The organism is Daejeonella lutea, assembly GCF_900168015.1.
Classification (GTDB): Bacteria; Bacteroidota; Bacteroidia; order Sphingobacteriales; family Sphingobacteriaceae; genus Daejeonella; species Daejeonella lutea.
On record NZ_FUYR01000001.1, the window covers coordinates 1,068,927 to 1,086,609 of the forward strand.

Sequence of the window (17,683 nt, forward strand, 5' to 3'; positions counted from 1 at the left end):
TTGTAAACCGTTCAGACGTAAAACGTATAACGTATAATTCCTAACCGATTATATATTCCCTAACTCTGTCTTTACTCGGCAGACTTGATTTTCCCATCAGGAATTCATCCGCTCGACGGGCAGCTTCCCGTCCTTCCGAAATAGCCCAAACCACCAATGATTGGCCACGACGCATGTCGCCTGCGGCAAATATTTTGGGGATATTGGTCGCATACTGGCCTTCAATTGCATTGACATTGCCCCTTGCATCAAGCTCTAAGCCTGCGTTTTCAACAAGCCCATGATGCTGCGGATGTAAAAAGCCCATAGCGAGTAAAGCTAGCTGGCAAGGAAGCTCGCGTTCCGATCCCTCTATTTCAACAAATTTTACCGGCCGCCCTAATGGGTCAAGCTCCCAACTAACATCCGATACCAAAATCCCCCGAAGCTCTCCATTTTCATTGCCTAAAAATTCTTTGGTGTTAATTCCCCAGAACCTTTCACAGCCTTCCTCATGAGAGCTAGTTGTTTTCAGTACCATTGGGTATGTTGGCCATGGCATATTTGCGTTGCGATCTGCAGGGGGTTGGCCCATTAATTCAAACTGTTTCACTGTATTGGCATGCTGGCGATTGGAAGTACCTACACAGTCGGATCCGGTATCGCCTCCTCCAATAACTATCACATCTTTTTCAGTGGCTAGAATCTTTTCGTCAGGAAAAGAAATATTGCTGACTGTTTTATTTTGTTGCTTCAGGAAATCCATGGCGAAATGAACGCCCTTCAGTTCCCGGCCAGGAATATTAAGATTACGGGGAATTGTTGACCCTGCAGCCATAATAATAGCATCATGCTGATCAATAAAATCCTTCATGCCTCCATTTGCGCCAACTTCAGTATTACAAACAAATTTTACCCCTTCTTCCTCCATAATCTGCAATCGACGGTCAATTACATTTTTCTCCAGTTTAAAATCTGGTATTCCGTATCGAAGCAATCCACCGGGACGGTCGTCGCGCTCATAAACTGTAACCGTATGACCAGCTTTATTTAACTGAGCCGCTGCAGCCAGCCCGGCGGGTCCGGAACCGACAACTGCAACATTTTTCCCAGATCGCAATACGGGCGTATTTGGCTTTACGTATCCTTTGGAATACGCGATCTCAATTATATGTTTTTCAATTTCCTCAATGGCAACCGGAGGCTTGTTAATCCCCAGAACGCATGCAGCTTCACACGGCGCCGGACAAATTCTTCCTGTAAATTCAGGAAAATTATTCGTTGAATTCAGGATGAGGTACGCCTCCTCCCATTTACCCTGATAAACAGCATCATTGAACTCCGGAATAACGTTTCCAAGGGGACATCCTGAATGACAAAATGGAATGCCGCAGTTCATGCATCTCGCAGATTGCTCGTTTAGTTTTTCTGCGGGATATTCATGAACAAACTCATTATAATTTTTTACACGCTCTGCAGGGGCTATTTTTGAAGGAAGCTCCCTGCCATACTCCTTAAATCCTGTTGGTTTTCCCATTATCCTGCTGATTGCTGAACTTTTTGAAGGTTCAATACTTTTTTGTATTCTTTAGGGAATACTTTTATGAAAAATACAGACTGTTGCTCCCAGTCGTCTAATATATATTTTGCTACCTGGCTTTGAGTGAGCTGCGCATGTTTGTTTAGCAAGGTTCTGATCTCTTCCTCATCCTCAGACGAAAGCGGGTCTAGATCCACCATTTCACAATTACAATTTGCGACAAATGAATTGTCAGGGTCATACACCCATGCTATACCGCCGCTCATTCCAGCTGCAAAGTTCCGTCCGGTCTTTCCAAGAATTAGCGCTCTTCCCCCGGTCATGTATTCACAACCGTGATCTCCAACTCCTTCAACTACAGCTGTACCACCAGAATTACGAACAGCAAACCGCTCGCCTGCCTGTCCTCTCACAAATAGCTCCCCTGAAGTTGCTCCATACAAAGCCACATTTCCAATGATAATATTTTCCTGAGGTGTCGTAGTATTTTTTGATGATGGATATATTACCAGTTGCGCTCCGGAAAGTCCCTTTCCTACATAATCATTTGCTTCGCCCTCGAGTTCAAACGATATGCCCTTTGTACAGAAGGCTCCGAAACTTTGCCCAGCCGAACCGGTGAATTTGTAGTTGATCGTATTGTGCGGTAATCCGGCAGAGAAATACTTTTTAGTAATTTCATTTGAAAGAATTGTACCAGTTGTCCGATCAGTATTTTTGATATCGAATGCGGAAAATACCGGTGTTTTACTTTCAATTGCATCTTTAGCTGCCTCAACCAACTGCCAGTCGATCACATTATCCAGCGCATGATCTTGCTTTTCACTATTGTAAAGTGTCATTCCCGATGGATTGTCCATAAAGTGCAATATGCCAGAAAGGTCAATATTCTTGATCTTCCAATGATCCACGTCATCACGCATTTTAAGGAATTGAACTTTACCAACCATGTCATTGATTGTTCTGAAGCCCAGCTCTGCCATGATCTCACGCAATTCTTCAGCGATGAACTTAAAGAGGTTGACAATATGCTCGGGCTTACCACTAAACAATTTCCTCAATTCCGGGTCCTGAGTCGCAACACCAACCGGGCACGTATTAAGGTGACACTTACGCATCATGATACAGCCACCGGCAACAAGAGCCGCTGTTGCTACACCCCATTCTTCTGCTCCAAGTAAAGTGGCAATAGCAATGTCCTTTCCGGTTTTCAGCTGCCCGTCAGTTTGGAGAACAACCCTGCTCCTCAGCTTATTTTTAACAAGGGTTTGTTGTGCTTCAGCAAGCCCAAGCTCCCATGGTAAACCAGCGTGAACAATGGATGTAAGCGGAGAAGCACCAGTACCGCCATCATAACCAGATATTAGGATCACATCTGCATGAGCCTTGGCTACACCCGCAGCGATTGTACCTACCCCGGCTTTGGAAACAAGTTTCACACTTATCCGCGCCGCACGGTTTGCATTTTTCAGGTCAAATATTAATTGTGCAAGATCCTCAATAGAATAAATATCATGGTGCGGCGGAGGCGATATCAAACCAACTCCCGGTGTGGCATGGCGAACTTTTGCAATCCACTCATCAACCTTATCGCCTGGCAGTTGTCCGCCTTCTCCTGGCTTTGCTCCCTGGGCCATTTTTATCTGGAGCTCGTCGGCATTCGCCAGGTAATTAGCGGTTACCCCAAATCTGGCAGAGGCAATCTGCTTGATAGCCGAACGCATTGATCCGCCGTCAGGCATACGCTCATATCTTAATTCGTCTTCGCCACCTTCTCCTGTGTTGCTCTTAGCACCAATTTGATTCATCGCTATCGCAAGGGTACTGTGTGCTTCGTGAGAAATTGAGCCAAAAGACATAGCCCCCGTGGCAAATCTCTTCAAAATTGCTTCAATCGGTTCAACCTCGTCCAATGGTACAGGCTGGCGATGATGTGCGAAATCTAAAAGCCCCCGTATTGTATACAGGCTATCGGTTTGCTTATTAATGTGGGATGCATATTTTTTGTAAACATCAAAGTTGTTTGTGCGCGTTGAATGCTGCAGCAAATGCACCGTTTCCGGGTTAAACAAATGCGCCTCACCTCTTCGCTTCCATTGATATACGCCGCCTGCAGTTAGTATCCTCGCTTCTATTCCTGTCCTTCTAAAACCGGTAAAGTGTTTGTGCAAGGCTTCCTGGGCAATATCATCAAGCCCCAGACCGCCAATTCGGGATACCGTTCCCGTAAAGTAATTATCTACAACATCCTTGTTTAGACCGACTATTTCAAAGATCTGAGCACCGTGATAAGACTGTAGCGTAGAGATGCCCATTTTTGAGAATATCTTCAGCAAACCATCATTAACAGATTTAGTATAATTCTTATAAAGTGATTTCAGGTCGAGAGTCGTATCGAGCTTCTCATCAGTTTTCAATTTCCTGATGGTTGCAAGTGCCAGATAAGGGTTGACAGCTGTGGCTCCAAATGCAATAAGACATGCAAAATGATGAACTTCCCAAACGTCACCCGCTTCGAGCATTATACCTACCGCGCCACGTAAACCCTTCTTAATCAAATGATGGTGAACGGCAGAAACTGCAAGTAAGGAAGGAATTGGTGCATGCTCAGAATCCAATGCCCTGTCTGACAGGATAAGAACCTCAAATCCATCATGAACAGCATCTTCTGCATAGCGGCATAGCCTGTCCAGTCCCCGTTGCAGAGACCCTGGCTGACCATCCGCTTTAAAATATGTTTGTAAAGTTTTAGCCTGGAATGACCCTGTATCAATACTTCTGATCTTTTCAAGCTCTGTATTGCTTAATACCGGATGAGGTAAAGCAACACAATGGCAATGCATTTTATCCTCATCAAGAATATTTCCGTTGTTACCCATAAAGCCCGCAAGACTCATTACAAGGCGCTCACGGATAGGATCTATCGGCGGGTTAGTTACCTGGGCAAAAAGCTGTTTAAAGTAATTTGACAAGTGCTGTGGCCGATCTGAAAAAACGGCCAGCGGTGTATCAGTGCCCATCGAACCGATTGCCTCTTTTCCAAGCAAAGCCATTGGCTTGATCAGCGTATCTATATCCTCTCTGGAATAACCAAATACCTGCTGATATTTAAAGGTCGACTCATTAGACATTTGTGTAAAAGCCACTCTTGGCTCCGCAAGGTCTTCCAGTCTGATCTTGTAATTCTCAAGCCATTGCGCATACGGCTGGCGGCCTGTTACCTGCTTTTTGATCTCATCATCTTCAATGATGGCTCCCTTTAAAGTATCAACAACCAGCATCTTTCCAGGTTGAAGGCGGCCCTTCTTGACAACTTTCGCTTCGTCAACGGGTAAAACCCCCGCTTCGGAAGCAACGATGATCTGATCATCATTCGTTATCACAAATCGCTGAGGCCGCAGACCATTACGATCAAGGGTGGCACCGATAGTATGACCATCCGTAAATGCTATCGCAGCTGGCCCGTCCCAGGGTTCTATTAGCGTTGCATGATATTCATAAAATGCTTTGGTAATAGGGTCCATCTGCTCGTTGCCATCCCATGCTTCGGGGATCAGCATCATCATCACGTGTGGAAGTGACCTACCGCAATGGAACAATAATTCTACTACGTTATCAAGACAGGCTGAATCAGATTGATTATTGTCAATGACCGGAAGAAGCATGTCCATTTCATCTTTGCTGAAAAATGGAGATGCAAACGACCGGATTCCGGAATAAAACCAGTTCAAGTTGCCTTTAAGGGTATTAATCTCGCCATTATGGGCGATAAATCTGAACGGCTGTGCTAAACGCCATGATGGAAACGTATTTGTCGAAAATCTGGAATGGATCATACCAAAGGCCGAAGTCACTTCATTATTCGTCAGGTCCTGGAAATAGATCCGAACCTGGCTGCTGGTAAATTCACCTTTATATATAATCACATGCTGAGAAAGCGAACATACATAGAACTGCTGCTCCGCACCTCTCACTGTATCTCGGACTGTTTTAGTAATTAAATTCTTCAGAACGTACAGTTTACGCTCAAAATCTTCCGCTGTATGAAGAGAAGCAGTCCTCTCAATAAAAATTTGCTCAATATCTGGCTCAGCTGAGAAAGACGCCTCTCCAACGATACCTTTATTTATAGGAACTATTCTGTACCCCAGTATACTTAGTCCTAGTTTCTCAGCGCACTTTGTGATTGTTGCCCTACAGGCTTCTTTAATAGTTGCTTTCTTTGGAAGAAACAGCATGCCCACTCCATAAGTCCCGGGGTCGCCGAGGCTAATATTTAGCTTCAATGCTTCCTTTTGAAAAAACTCATGTGGAAGCTGCATTAATATACCCGCTCCATCACCCGAATCCGGATCACAACCGCAGGCTCCGCGATGCTCCATGTTTTCCAAAATAGTAAGGGCATCACTTACGATCTGGTGCGACTTCCGGCCCTTAATATTCGCAATAAAACCAACTCCACAAGCGTCATGCTCGTAATCCGCACTATATAATCCTTGCTGCTGGCTGTCAGTATTTGTCATCAAAAATCTAGAATTAATAAATCCGTCTAAATTAAGCAAAATGGACGTGATTACTTAATTTTCAATAATTTTTGCCATTCAATCAAAAACTATCATTATTCACATTAGAAATTACCAAATTAGCAATTATTTACCTTTTTCATTATCAAAATAGCATTTCACACTTCATTTGATACCTCAGGGCATAGAATTCTAATTTTTTCCTACTTTTGTCGCGGGCAAGTCTTTTACGACCAGCTCCCTTTGAACTCCCCCAGGGTGGGAACGCAGCAAGGGTAGAAGGTTGTAGCGGTGCGATAAAAGGTGCTTGCCCATTTTTTCTTTCTCAATTATGTTATATGACTTCCCCAAAGCCATAAATCCCATTTAAGGACCATATAATTGCCATAAACAGAATAGTAACAAAACTCCCTAAATCGAACAATAATGAAATTTTTTATTGACACAGCAAACCTTGCTCAAATTAAAGAAGCACAATCTTTAGGTATACTCGATGGTGTAACTACCAATCCAAGTCTTATGGCTAAAGAAGGTATTACTGGTCATGAGAACGTTATAAAACATTATAAAGCTATTTGTGATCTTGTTGACGGCGATGTTAGTGCTGAAGTGATTGCCACAGACTTCGAAAACATGGTGAAAGAAGGCGAGATATTAGCCGCGCTGGATTCTAAGATTGTTGTGAAAGTGCCAATGATTGCTGAAGGGATCAAGGCTATAAAATATTTCAGTTCAAAGGGAATTAAAACTAATTGTACGCTGGTATTTTCTTCGGGTCAGGCACTACTGGCAGCGAAAGTTGGTGCGACGTACGTTTCCCCATTTATTGGACGTTTAGATGATGTATCAACCGATGGCCTGACGCTTATTGAAGATATTCGTTTGATCTATGATAATTACAGCTTCGATACTCAGATTCTGGCTGCATCAGTTCGTCACCCAATGCATATAATTAACTGTGCGAAAATTGGTGCTGATGTTATTACTGGTCCATTATCAGCAATGTCAGCATTAATGAAACACCCTTTGACTGACAGTGGCCTCGCTCAGTTCTTAGCGGATCACGCAAAGGCGGCAGGGAAGTAAGGAATACGTTGTGCGTTAAACGTTTTACGTTTGAGTTTTAAGTCCTAAGTTATAAGTCTTGTCGGAAAACTGAGCCTATAACAGGGCGTCATGCAATTTTTTAATTCGTAATTCTTAATCCATTTCTTTGACGGTGAAAGCTCACTTCGACATATTAATAATCGGTGGCGGGCCAATCGGCATCTCCTGCGCAATTGAAGCACAGAAGGCCGGGCTGTCTTATATCATCATAGAAAAAGGATGTCTGGTCAATTCTCTGTACAATTATCCTGCAAACATGACATTTTTCTCAACTTCAGAGAAGCTGGAGATTGGGGGCGTTCCATTTGTATCCAATAATATTAAACCAACGCGGGCCGAAGCTTTGGAATATTATCGCAGGGTAACTGACAAATTTGACCTGAATCTTCACTTATTCGAGTTAGTAGAGAGTATACAAAAACTGAAAGGTCACTACGAAGTCCGCACCGCTAAAACTTCCTACACCTCAGATAATATTATCATTTCCACTGGTTTTTACGATCTTCCTAACCTGATGAATATACCGGGTGAAGATCTGCCAAAGGTGAATCACTATTATAAGGATCCGCACTTTTATGCCAAACAGAAGGTTCTGATCGTTGGGGCAAATAATTCATCTGTGGATGCCGCGCTCGAAACTTACCGAAAAGGCGCCGATGTGACGATGGTTATCAGAAACGGCCAGATCGGAGAAAGGGTAAAATACTGGGTTCGTCCGGATATTGTTAACCGGATTCAGGAAGGCAGTATTAAAGCATATTTCAACTCCAACCTTAGCGGCATTCGTCAACATGAGGTCGATATTGAAAGTCCCGAAGGAACTATTACAATCCCTAATGATTTTGTTCTTGCTATGACCGGCTATCAGCCGGATTTTTCGTTCCTCGAAAAAATCGGAGTAAATCTTTCCAAAGACTATTTACGCTTACCGGAACACAATCCCGAAACTATGGAAACCAACCTGAAAGGTCTTTACCTGGCAGGCGTAGTTTGTGGAGGAATGAACACGCACAAATGGTTTATCGAGAATTCGAGAGATCATGGGGAGAGGATTGTTGGGCATATTGTGAAGGGAGAAAGTAATCGGTAATCGGTGGTCAGAAATCATGTGCTTACGACATGTGGCGACCGAAGCGTAAATTTTAATTACTGATTACTGTTTACTGTTTTAAAAAACCACTTTATATTCTCCACGCCTCTTATTGTATCAAGTGTAGCACCTCTCCAATCGGCTGATCACTATCTATTAAAATTCCAGTCACCCCTGCTGCTTCTCCAGCGATAACATCCCGTTCACGATCGCCGATGAAATATGATTTGGAAGCATCTACCTGGTATCGCGCAATTGCCTTTTCAAGCATTAATGAACCAGGTTTACGACAAAGGCAATTGCCATTGTATTGCGGATGATGATTGCAAAAGTATGCCTCAGTGATAGTAATACCCTGATCGGCATATGTTTTTATTAAATGATCATGCATCTGCTGCAGCGTTTCCGGAGTATACCAACCTTTCGCCAGGCCTCCCTGGTTAGTGATCACGATCAGGAGAAAGCCCCGGGCCTGCAGTTCCCTGAGCGGTTCATAATTATGTGTTAAAACTGAGAAATCCTCAAATTTACATACGTAGTCCCCTAACTCTTTATTTAAAACTCCATCTCTGTCTAAAAAAACTGCTTTGTTCATATAAGGTATGTTGCTACTTCTGATAACGTAAAAACATTATCTTTAAAATACTATTCACAAATCTAACCATTATGTCAGAGACTAAAACTCAAAAGGAATTTCAGCCCTACATCGCGGCAAATAGCAAAGTAGCGGAGTTTACAGTAAAATCCGTTCTTCTTGGAGCAGTATTCGGCGTAATTTTCGGTGCAGCAACCGTTTATTTGGCTTTAAAGGCCGGGCTTACAGTATCTGCTTCTATACCAATAGCAGTACTTGCTATTTCTATAGGCCGGAAATTTTTTAAGACTACAATTCTTGAGAATAATATCATTCAAACAACTGGCTCCGCCGGGGAATCTATAGCCGCTGGCGTTGTATTTACACTTCCAGGATTTCTTTTCCTATCGGCGGGCAGTAGCAGTGAGTCATTTTTTTCCTATTGGCCAATATTTCTTCTGGCATCCCTTGGTGGGATCTTAGGCACATTAATGATGATTCCACTGCGCCGTTCTCTTATTGTCGAAGAGCACAATAATCTGCCTTATCCAGAAGGCACCGCCTGTGCTTCCGTATTAATAGCCGGTGAAAAGGGAGGTGATTTTGCTAAAACAGCGTATTATGGACTTGGCTTTGCCTTCGCTTATGCAATATTGCAGAAAGTGTTTCATGTGATTGCTGAGGCACCTACCTGGGCCACCACTCAGGCCAACAAATATTTTCCATCTGCAACAGTAAACGGTGAGATAACACCTGAATACATGGGTGTTGGATATATAATCGGTCCAAAGATTGCAGGAGTACTGGTAGCAGGTGGTGTGCTCGCCTGGCTGGGACTTATTCCTCTACTTGCCAGCCTCGTTCCTGCCGAAAGTATTGCTACCCAGCTCGTAAAACTTGGCTATTTAAAAGATATTTTAAGCCATGGCAGTTCGGCGGGTTGGGATCCGGCAACAAAGACGTTTGCTAATACCGCAACAGCTGTGTACTTGGCCTATGTGCGGCAAATTGGTGCGGGTGCCGTTGCTGCAGGAGGTTTTATTACACTGCTCAAAACCATCCCCACGATCATATCTTCATTTAAATCCAGCCTGGCATCGATAAATAAAAGCGGGGATGAGAAAAAGGCGGTTAAACGGACTGACGATGACCTGTCGTTTAAAACGGTGATATTCGGAAGTATCGCTCTTGTAGTATTAATGGCAGTCCTGCCGCAAATTCCGGGCGATTCTATTTTAAACAAGTTATTGATAGGGATTCTTGTCATCGTTTTCGGGTTCTTCTTTGTAACGGTGTCAAGCAGGATTGTTGGCTTAATCGGAACTTCTTCCAACCCGGTATCAGGTATGACCATAGCAACCCTAATGGGCACCTGCCTTATTTTTATAAGTATCGGATGGACTGGTCAATTATACGAACCTATGGCGCTAGTAGTGGGCAGTATGATATGTATTGCTGCAGCTAATGCCGGAGCTACCTCACAGGACCTCAAAACGGGTTATATCGTTGGTGCAACACCACGCTATCAGCAGCTGGCTTTATTTGTCGGCGCTATAGTTTCTGCTGTTGTTATCGGACTCACCTTGTCCATTCTGGATCGGCCGAATGCCGAGATGGTATCACAAGGCATCCACCATGCAATTGGAACGGAAATGTACCCTGCCCCACAGGGTACCCTAATGGCTACCCTTATAAAAGGGCTACTTTCGTTTAACCTCGACTGGCAATTTGTACTTGTAGGAGTATTCCTGTCAATTACCATGGAGCTATGTGGTGTGAAGTCGCTGTCTTTCGCAGTCGGCGCATATCTGCCTCTATCTACTACGCTACCGATTTTTGCTGGAGGTGCAATAAAAGGATTGGTTGATCGCAGATCTAAAAACAAACACGAAAAGCAAGAAGACGAAGACCTGGGCCGCGGAAATCTTTTCGCAACAGGACTTGTAGCTGGCGGCGCCTTAATGGGTGTTCTTTATGCATTCCTGATGGCCTTCGAAAGTACGGCTGGGCCTGTAGGTTCACTAAATATGGAAGAACACTTGGTAGGTGCTTTAGGAGAGGGTGGTTTCCAGATCCTTGGATTTCTATTCTTTGTAGTTATGGGCATCGCCTTGTATAGAATTGCGGTAAGTAAGAAATGAATGGCGAAATAACCAATAGTTTTGACCCGAGGACTTGCTTCTTGGTTCCTGACTATTGGTTCATTATTAATAGTATTTCTACTATTTGAACTTACTAATATTTTTAGTATTTTTATTCTATAGAAATACTATCATGTCAAGTTTATATTTAATAGCGATACTGCCTCCTGCCGATCTTTCAAGTCAGATTAATGAGATCAGGGTCCAATGTTCGGAAAAGTTTGGGGTTAGAAGAGCACTGGAACCTCCGGTTAACATCAGCTTATACCGTCCTTTTAAAATGGAGCAAGCCTTTGAAAGTAAAATGTGCCGTATGCTGCAGTCAGTTGCATCCGGATTTGAGCCATTCAGGCAGGACCTTGAAAATTTCGAAGCATTTGACATGAATGCAGTGGTGATACGTGCGCTGAAGAACCCGCAAATGATGAAACTCCAACGTTCTGTTGCATCTATTTTTAGAAAGAATAAGCTTGATAAGCAGCCTGCTGGATCCAAAAACCTGGCCTTCAGACCTCACGTAGCCATAGCTTACAGAGATATACTGCCAGAGGTCTTTCCGATGCTATGGCAGGAATACAAAGACGTGCGTTTTAAACGGAATTTTACAAATGATCAGTTCAGCATTCTGAAACATGATGGCAAAGAGTGGAACAAAATTCAGGATTTCAAACTATCGGGGCAGAAAGGCCAGTTGGATCTGTTCTAAATCTTACTATAAATCAAAGCTTACAAACTTATGCGTCACACGTGAGCTGAATTGTCGCTGCTCGTTGCTCGCATCTCACAAATGGCTCACTCCGCCCGATACAATAAACTTCATAGCCTCACTTGCACTCATGTTTAAGGGCTTCACGCGTTCCATATTTACAAAGCACAATTGACCAGCAAAAGAATACGACAGTGGGAAATAAACTGCCACATCACCAGGATAACCAATTTTAGTAAGATCTTTTTGAGTGATAAACCCTATTTTTTTTAAGCCCGTTTCGTTCACTTCTACGACCACGGGTTCACTGAACTTTTTGTCGTCACCTACAAATGCTTCTGTAAGGTCTTTAAATGACGTGTAAATCACATTAAAAACCGGCAGCCTCTTGAACCAACGGGCAAACCACTTCTTGATCGGATCAGTTACAAAATTGGTTACAACGATTCCAACAACAATTAACACCAACAGAACTGTGAGAATTCCAAGTCCCGGAATATATATCGGCTTTCCAGCCTGATCAACCCAAATAACGTCGCTGATATTTAATGCCGAGTCAACCTTTACAAAAATCCAGTAAATAAGAAAAATCGCAGCTGCAATTGGCACGATCACCAGGGCACCCCTGATCATGTAATTCAATAAAGCCCTGACAATTCTATTCATAGTAATATACCCTTTTTACTCTTTGTGATATTCCTGTTAAGACTTCGTACGGGATGGTCTCCATTTTCATTGCCAAATCTTCAACCCGGATATTGTCGTTAAAAACAATCACTTCGTCGCCTTCAGCAGCATTAATTCCTGTGATATCGATCATACACATATCCATGCAGATTTTCCCAATGGTTTTCACCTTTTTACCCCGCACCAGCATGCTTCCAATACCGTTTCCCAGCTTCCTGCTGTAACCATCGGCATAACCTATTTTTACTGTTGCAATGGTACCGCCGTCAGGCATCTTTCCCGCCCGGCCATATCCAACTGTGTCGCCTGCTGGAATTTGCTTGATCTGAGAGATACTTGTTTTCAGCGAAGTTACGGTTTGTAAAGGAGATTTATCCCTGATCGAAAGATCAATCCCATACAGACCAATGCCAAGTCTGACCATATCGAAAACTGCATCTGGCCAGCGACTTATACCTGAAGTATTCGATATATGCCTGATAATATGGTAATTATATAGTTCCATTATCCTTTCGGAAAGCATCGAAAACAGGTTTATTTGTTGTTCTGTAAATTTGTCGTGTTCAGGATCCTCACTGGCTACAAGATGTGAAAAAATGCTTTGTATATGTATCGATTTATTATCCTTGAGGTACTCTAGTAATTGTTCGACCTCACCTTCCATAAAACCCAGGCGATGCATACCAGTATCTAACTTAATATGAACCGGGTAGTCTTTATGCCCTTTGCGGCTAAGAGCCGAAACAAACTCCTCCAGAATACGCATACTGTATATCTCAGGTTCGAGCTTATTCTCTATGATCGCATCGAATGCCATTGAATCAGGGCTCATCACCATTATGGGAAGGGTGGTTCCTGATTTCCTTAAAGCTACCCCCTCATCAGCGTAAGCTACAGCGAGGTAATCAACCTTGTTGAACTCAAGTAAGTTTGTAATCTCGAAACTTCCGCTGCCATAGGAAAAGGCCTTTACCATAGCCATCACCTTTTTACCTTTAGGCAATAATGCTTTATAATAATTGAGATTATGTTCGAGCGCATTCAGGTTGATCTCTAACACTGTTTCATGGACTTTCTGGGTTAGGAGCTGACTTATTTTTTCAAATTCAAAAGCCCTAGCTCCTTTTAACAGAATTGTTTCATGTCCGAATTTTATGGACGGAAAAGACTGCAGAAAATCCTCTGAAGACTCGTAAAACTCTTTTTCACAAGAAAATTCGTGACCATACTTACTAATTAGGGGCCCTACTCCTATCAATCTGTCGACCGATTTATTTTCGATCATCTGGTGAATCTGTTCGTATACCTCAGGCGAATCTATTCCCGGCAGATCGGATAGAATAAGGGTTCGTCTCGAATGCTGATTCTGCTGGTTCAGGAAATCCAGAGCGATTGCGAGCGAAGAAAGGTCGAGGCTGTAAGAATCATCGATAACGGAGCAATAATTTATACCGGTCTTTAGCTCCAGCCGCATGCCAATTGGAACTAATTTCTCAAGCCGTTTATCGGCCTCCTCCGGTTCGTACCCTAATGCAAGTAAAGTTGCCCAGCATATAATGGCGTTTTCAACTGAGGCCTGGTCAGTGAAAGGAATTACTGCTTCTACTTCCGTATCATTAAATCTCGCGCGCAGAAACTGGTATTTATCTTCCAATACTTCGTCATCAAAAACTTCCAGATCAGCCTTATCCCGATAACACCAGGTAAATTTATTAGTTCCCGGCAGCTCGCCGGTGTACTGGTTGAGATATTTACATGAGTAAATGAAAAGATCTACCCCTTCAAACAGTTTTAATTTTTCTGCAATTTTATCTTCCAGGGTGTCGAATCCGTCGTTATGTGCTTCACCAATATTAGTCAGTATTCCAATTGTCGGGCGAATCACAGCCGCCAAAGCTGCCATCTCATCTCCTTTGGACACTCCTGCTTCGAAAATACCAAGATCATTTTCCTCATTCATCTCCCAAACGGACAAGGGCACACCGAGTTGGGAATTATAACTTTTCGGGCTTCTTACAATATTATTTTCTGGTGCCAATAGCTGGTAAAGCCACTCTTTGACCACTGTTTTCCCGTTGCTGCCAGTTATACCTATTACCGGGTAGTCAAATTTCGACCGATGAACTGATGCCAGATTCTGAAGAGCTTTTAAAGTATCGTCGACAAGATAAAAGTTGCAACCTTTAAACTTGATGTGGTCAAAATCTGGATCGGATATTACGAAGCTTCTTACACCCGCATTGTAAACTTCTTCAATGAAGGTGTGGCCGTCACGTCGCCCTTTAAGGGCAAAGAACAATCCCTGATCCATATCACTAAGTTTCCTGCTGTCAGTGAGGAGCGTCCTGATCATTGCATCCTTTATTTGAATAGATGCTTTCGCGTCCATGCTTTCCGTTAATTCTTCCACTGGATAAAGGATATGATTCATTGCTTGCTAATTTCATTAAATTTTAAGGAATAACTTAATATTTGCGATATTTCATCGATTTGAGAAACGAACAATCACCCCCTAAAGTTTTCAGCAGAGAACAATGTAAGGCCAAAGCGGAAAGCTATTGTGCGTATCAGGAACGCTCGCAACATGAGGTGAGAAACAAACTATATGAGTGGGGTTTGCATGAACGTGACGTTGAGGAAATTATATCAGAACTTATCCAGTCTAACTTCCTGAATGAAGAGCGTTTCGCCCTGGCCTACACCCTTGGAAAGTTTCGAATTAAAGGCTGGGGAAAAATCAAGATAAAACAGGCACTTAAGCTAAAAAAGGTACCTGATAAAATGATCGCAAAATCCCTTAAGTCAATTGATCCGGATGATTATGCTGCCAGGCTAAAGGTATTGATCGACAAAAAAAGCGAAACCCTGCACGAAAAAGACCATTATAAGCGCCGCTTTCTTTTATCGAGATATGCTGCATCAAAAGGCTATGAACAGGATTTGATCGGGGATCTTCTGAATGAATAGTTTTTATGAATTATCCTTCAATTCACCTTTCGGACGCACAGGATATTGACTGAGTGGGTTATTTAGATTTCCAACATTACTTTTAAGAGCTACTTAACGGTTCCGACTACCAGGACCTGACAAATGTTCCTTGCTTGAATAAGATCCGACAGGACCCTGAGGAATTTACGAAAAATGCTTGATGTTACCGGTTGTTCGGAAACTCGTTAATCCAGTTAAACCCTGTCTCCATTAGCCGTTGTTTCTGCTTCTTAAAAGTGATTACAATGGGTTTTCCAAATAAAGCTCCGTCAAGTCTTAAGTTTTCGTGATAAGAACTGCTGTACTCCGTACTGTAAGAGAACTTATGAGTGACTGTTTCATCATCTATGAAACGTACGATAATTTGCTTGCTATTTGTATCAATCTCCATGTTGCAAAATTCCCTGGATTCATCGATAAATTTTATCAAAGACCTTTCCTTAGTATCGATTAACATCGTTCTCCATTGTAGTGCATAAATCGAATCGGTGGCTGGGATGCCCTTCCACTTGAATGAATTCACTTCATAACTTCCATACAACGGAAGTTTAGGCTTAGAATCAAATTTCTGACGTTGAGGGATTAACATTAGAAAAACAAAAAGTATCGGGGCAAAAATCAACAAGATTTTTAACACTGGTATTGCCTTCGGTATCCATTTCTTTGCGTAAACTGGGGGTTCGATAGTTCTGAGTTTCGTGGCCTCGCCGTAAATGAAAAATACAAATAGTCTTTTAACATTAGGAACAAGCAGGTATAAGCTCATAGATACTAGTGCAGTCGACAGGATTTTCACCGGAACATCATAAAAATAATTAACAGCCATTACATTAGCTGTGGTCATAAGTGCAATGATCGCCCCTAAAGCAATGGTTCTCCTGAATAATAATAGTATTCCTAACAGTTCCGCAACACCCATAAACATATTATACCCCGTCGAAAATCCTAGAAAGGTCCAGGCTAGACCCATTGGACTGGATTCACCATATGTGGATGATAACCGGGAAAGACTCGGAAAAGGGAACTGCAATTTTATAATTTTAACCATGCCATAATTAATCAGCATGAGTGCAAGATAAAATCTAACTGCTACAGTAAGCCAGTAGTAAAGCTTTTGATAGTTCAACCGGTGCCTATCAAGCATGGACCAAATTACACAACCAAGGAAGGCAACAACCGAAATGAACAGTAGAAGAATATAGTTGTATGTGGTATCTCCACTCCCATTGGGTTGAGTAATCAATTCGTGCTCGATGTGAAGGATATCGGCTGAAACTTTAATAAGGAGCTTATTTAAAATAAGAGTTGGATAATGGATCAACAATCGAAAAAGAGGATATGCGCCATTGTTGAAGAATACGATGAATAAACTGAACAAAAGAAATATAAACCTAAAAAGTATCTTCTCTATAAAAGTCCATTCCAATAATTGATCGTGCCTGGCACCTACCGGGGCTGTTGATTGCTTGCTATCCATCTTCTAAAATATTGATTTTAAAGGTTAAAACTCGAATTGATCAAAACCTTCAACTAACCATTATCTATTGCTATTTTGCAACACTTAAATATTACGAATCATTTAGATGTCGAACACCCCCCTATTTTACCGTGACAACGATTCCCGCTGGGAGGATCTCGGCGATGGCGTGTCCAGAAAGATCTCAGGATACGATGACAAGATTATGCTCGTCAAAGTTAAATTTGAAGTTGGTGCTATAGGGCCGCTGCACAATCATTATCATTCACAGGTAACCTACGTGGCAAGCGGCGTTTTTGAGGTAACCATCGACGGGAATAAGGAAGTTCTTTCAGCCGGGGATAGCTTCTATGCACCACCTAACGATATCCATGGGGTACTTTGTATTGAGGCGGGCGTGCTCGTTGATGTTTTTAGCCCCATGCGAGAAGATTTTCTCGGATAACACCCTTATATCATTTAAAACGTTGCAGCTTTTTTATTGCAACTACATTTCCATCGATCGGAGTACTGATAACTTCCCTTCCGCCCTGTAATGCGTAAAAAATATACAGGCTATTTCGCCCCACAACTTTTACGTTGAGGGACTTGTAATTGGAGAAAGTGATTTGATGATCTAATCTTTTAATTCCGTTTCGAAGTTCGTTTTCAGTTTTAAGTCCTAGTCCAATACCAATTCCAAGAAAGTAACTCAAGACCATGATACCAGGACATCAGAAATAGACGAATATTCTAATATATTGACATCTAAAAATCCATAGTAAATTGTGTCGGTAACAAGTCCCAAAAACAGGAGATATAATATCCCAACGAGAGATATTCTTGCACATTAAGCTTATTCATTCCAATTCCTTGTACCGGTGAATGTCGT

13 protein-coding genes and 1 other RNA gene are annotated in these 17,683 nt (G+C 42.5%); 7 read left to right on the forward strand and 7 right to left on the reverse strand.

The window, feature by feature from the left end:
- Positions 1-40 precede the first annotated feature (40 nt).
- Positions 41-1,516, reverse strand: a complete 1,476-nt coding sequence (locus tag B5X60_RS04755) for a glutamate synthase subunit beta (RefSeq protein ID WP_079701475.1) — start codon at positions 1,514-1,516, stop codon at positions 41-43.
- Positions 1,516-6,042 carry a glutamate synthase large subunit gene (gene gltB / locus B5X60_RS04760; protein ID WP_079701476.1) on the reverse strand — a complete coding sequence of 1,509 codons (4,527 nt, stop codon included), beginning with the start codon at positions 6,040-6,042 and terminating at the stop codon, positions 1,516-1,518. The genes B5X60_RS04755 and gltB overlap by 1 nt, the downstream gene beginning before the upstream one ends.
- A gap of 216 nt (positions 6,043-6,258) precedes the next feature.
- On the opposite strand from gltB, the gene ffs reads away from it, so the two are divergent.
- The 3 genes from ffs to B5X60_RS04775 all read left to right on the forward strand — a co-directional run bounded on the left by ffs (position 6,259) and on the right by B5X60_RS04775 (position 8,239).
- An RNA gene (ffs, locus tag B5X60_RS04765) (signal recognition particle sRNA small type) lies at positions 6,259-6,358 on the forward strand.
- Between the two features lie 110 nt (positions 6,359-6,468).
- Positions 6,469-7,128: a fructose-6-phosphate aldolase gene (gene fsa / locus B5X60_RS04770; protein WP_079701477.1), complete on the forward strand. Its 660-nt coding sequence runs from the start codon at positions 6,469-6,471 to the stop codon at positions 7,126-7,128.
- A 133-nt stretch (positions 7,129-7,261) separates the two neighbouring features.
- The gene (locus tag B5X60_RS04775) at positions 7,262-8,239 is read left to right on the forward strand and encodes a YpdA family putative bacillithiol disulfide reductase (RefSeq protein ID WP_139377358.1); all 978 of its coding nucleotides are present in this window, start codon (positions 7,262-7,264) and stop codon (positions 8,237-8,239) included.
- 109 nt (positions 8,240-8,348) lie between these two features.
- Here the strand turns inward: B5X60_RS04775 and B5X60_RS04780 are convergent, their stop codons facing one another.
- Positions 8,349-8,834, reverse strand: a complete 486-nt coding sequence (locus B5X60_RS04780; protein WP_079701479.1) for a D-glycero-alpha-D-manno-heptose-1,7-bisphosphate 7-phosphatase — start codon at positions 8,832-8,834, stop codon at positions 8,349-8,351.
- 71 nt (positions 8,835-8,905) lie between these two features.
- Here B5X60_RS04780 and B5X60_RS04785 point away from each other — a divergent pair, with 71 nt between their 5' ends.
- Positions 8,906-10,954 (forward strand): OPT family oligopeptide transporter, encoded by a 2,049-nt coding sequence (locus B5X60_RS04785; protein ID WP_079701480.1) that lies wholly within the window; start codon positions 8,906-8,908, stop codon positions 10,952-10,954.
- Positions 10,955-11,087: 133 nt separating this feature from the next.
- Complete coding sequence (locus B5X60_RS04790) at positions 11,088-11,660, forward strand: 2'-5' RNA ligase family protein (protein WP_079701481.1); 573 nt, start codon at positions 11,088-11,090, stop codon at positions 11,658-11,660.
- Between the two features lie 75 nt (positions 11,661-11,735).
- Here the strand turns inward: B5X60_RS04790 and B5X60_RS04795 are convergent, their stop codons facing one another.
- Positions 11,736-12,326: a DUF502 domain-containing protein gene (locus tag B5X60_RS04795; RefSeq protein ID WP_079701482.1), complete on the reverse strand. Its 591-nt coding sequence runs from the start codon at positions 12,324-12,326 to the stop codon at positions 11,736-11,738.
- Positions 12,319-14,778: a bifunctional UDP-N-acetylmuramoyl-tripeptide:D-alanyl-D-alanine ligase/alanine racemase gene (locus tag B5X60_RS04800; protein WP_079701483.1), complete on the reverse strand. Its 2,460-nt coding sequence runs from the start codon at positions 14,776-14,778 to the stop codon at positions 12,319-12,321. The genes B5X60_RS04795 and B5X60_RS04800 overlap by 8 nt, the downstream gene beginning before the upstream one ends.
- 59 nt (positions 14,779-14,837) lie before the next feature.
- On the opposite strand from B5X60_RS04800, the gene B5X60_RS04805 reads away from it, so the two are divergent.
- Positions 14,838-15,314, forward strand: coding sequence for a regulatory protein RecX (locus B5X60_RS04805; protein ID WP_079701484.1), 477 nt, complete (start codon positions 14,838-14,840; stop codon positions 15,312-15,314).
- Between the two features lie 184 nt (positions 15,315-15,498).
- Here B5X60_RS04805 and B5X60_RS04810 read toward each other — a convergent pair whose 3' ends face one another.
- Complete coding sequence (locus B5X60_RS04810; protein WP_079701485.1) at positions 15,499-16,812, reverse strand: hypothetical protein; 1,314 nt, start codon at positions 16,810-16,812, stop codon at positions 15,499-15,501.
- 106 nt (positions 16,813-16,918) lie between these two features.
- Here B5X60_RS04810 and B5X60_RS04815 point away from each other — a divergent pair, with 106 nt between their 5' ends.
- On the forward strand, positions 16,919-17,257 hold the full coding sequence (locus B5X60_RS04815) for a cupin domain-containing protein (protein WP_079701486.1): 339 nt from the start codon (positions 16,919-16,921) through the stop codon (positions 17,255-17,257).
- A 10-nt stretch (positions 17,258-17,267) separates the two neighbouring features.
- Here B5X60_RS04815 and B5X60_RS04820 read toward each other — a convergent pair whose 3' ends face one another.
- Positions 17,268-17,513: a hypothetical protein gene (locus tag B5X60_RS04820; RefSeq protein WP_079701487.1), complete on the reverse strand. Its 246-nt coding sequence runs from the start codon at positions 17,511-17,513 to the stop codon at positions 17,268-17,270.
- Positions 17,514-17,683 lie beyond the last annotated feature (170 nt).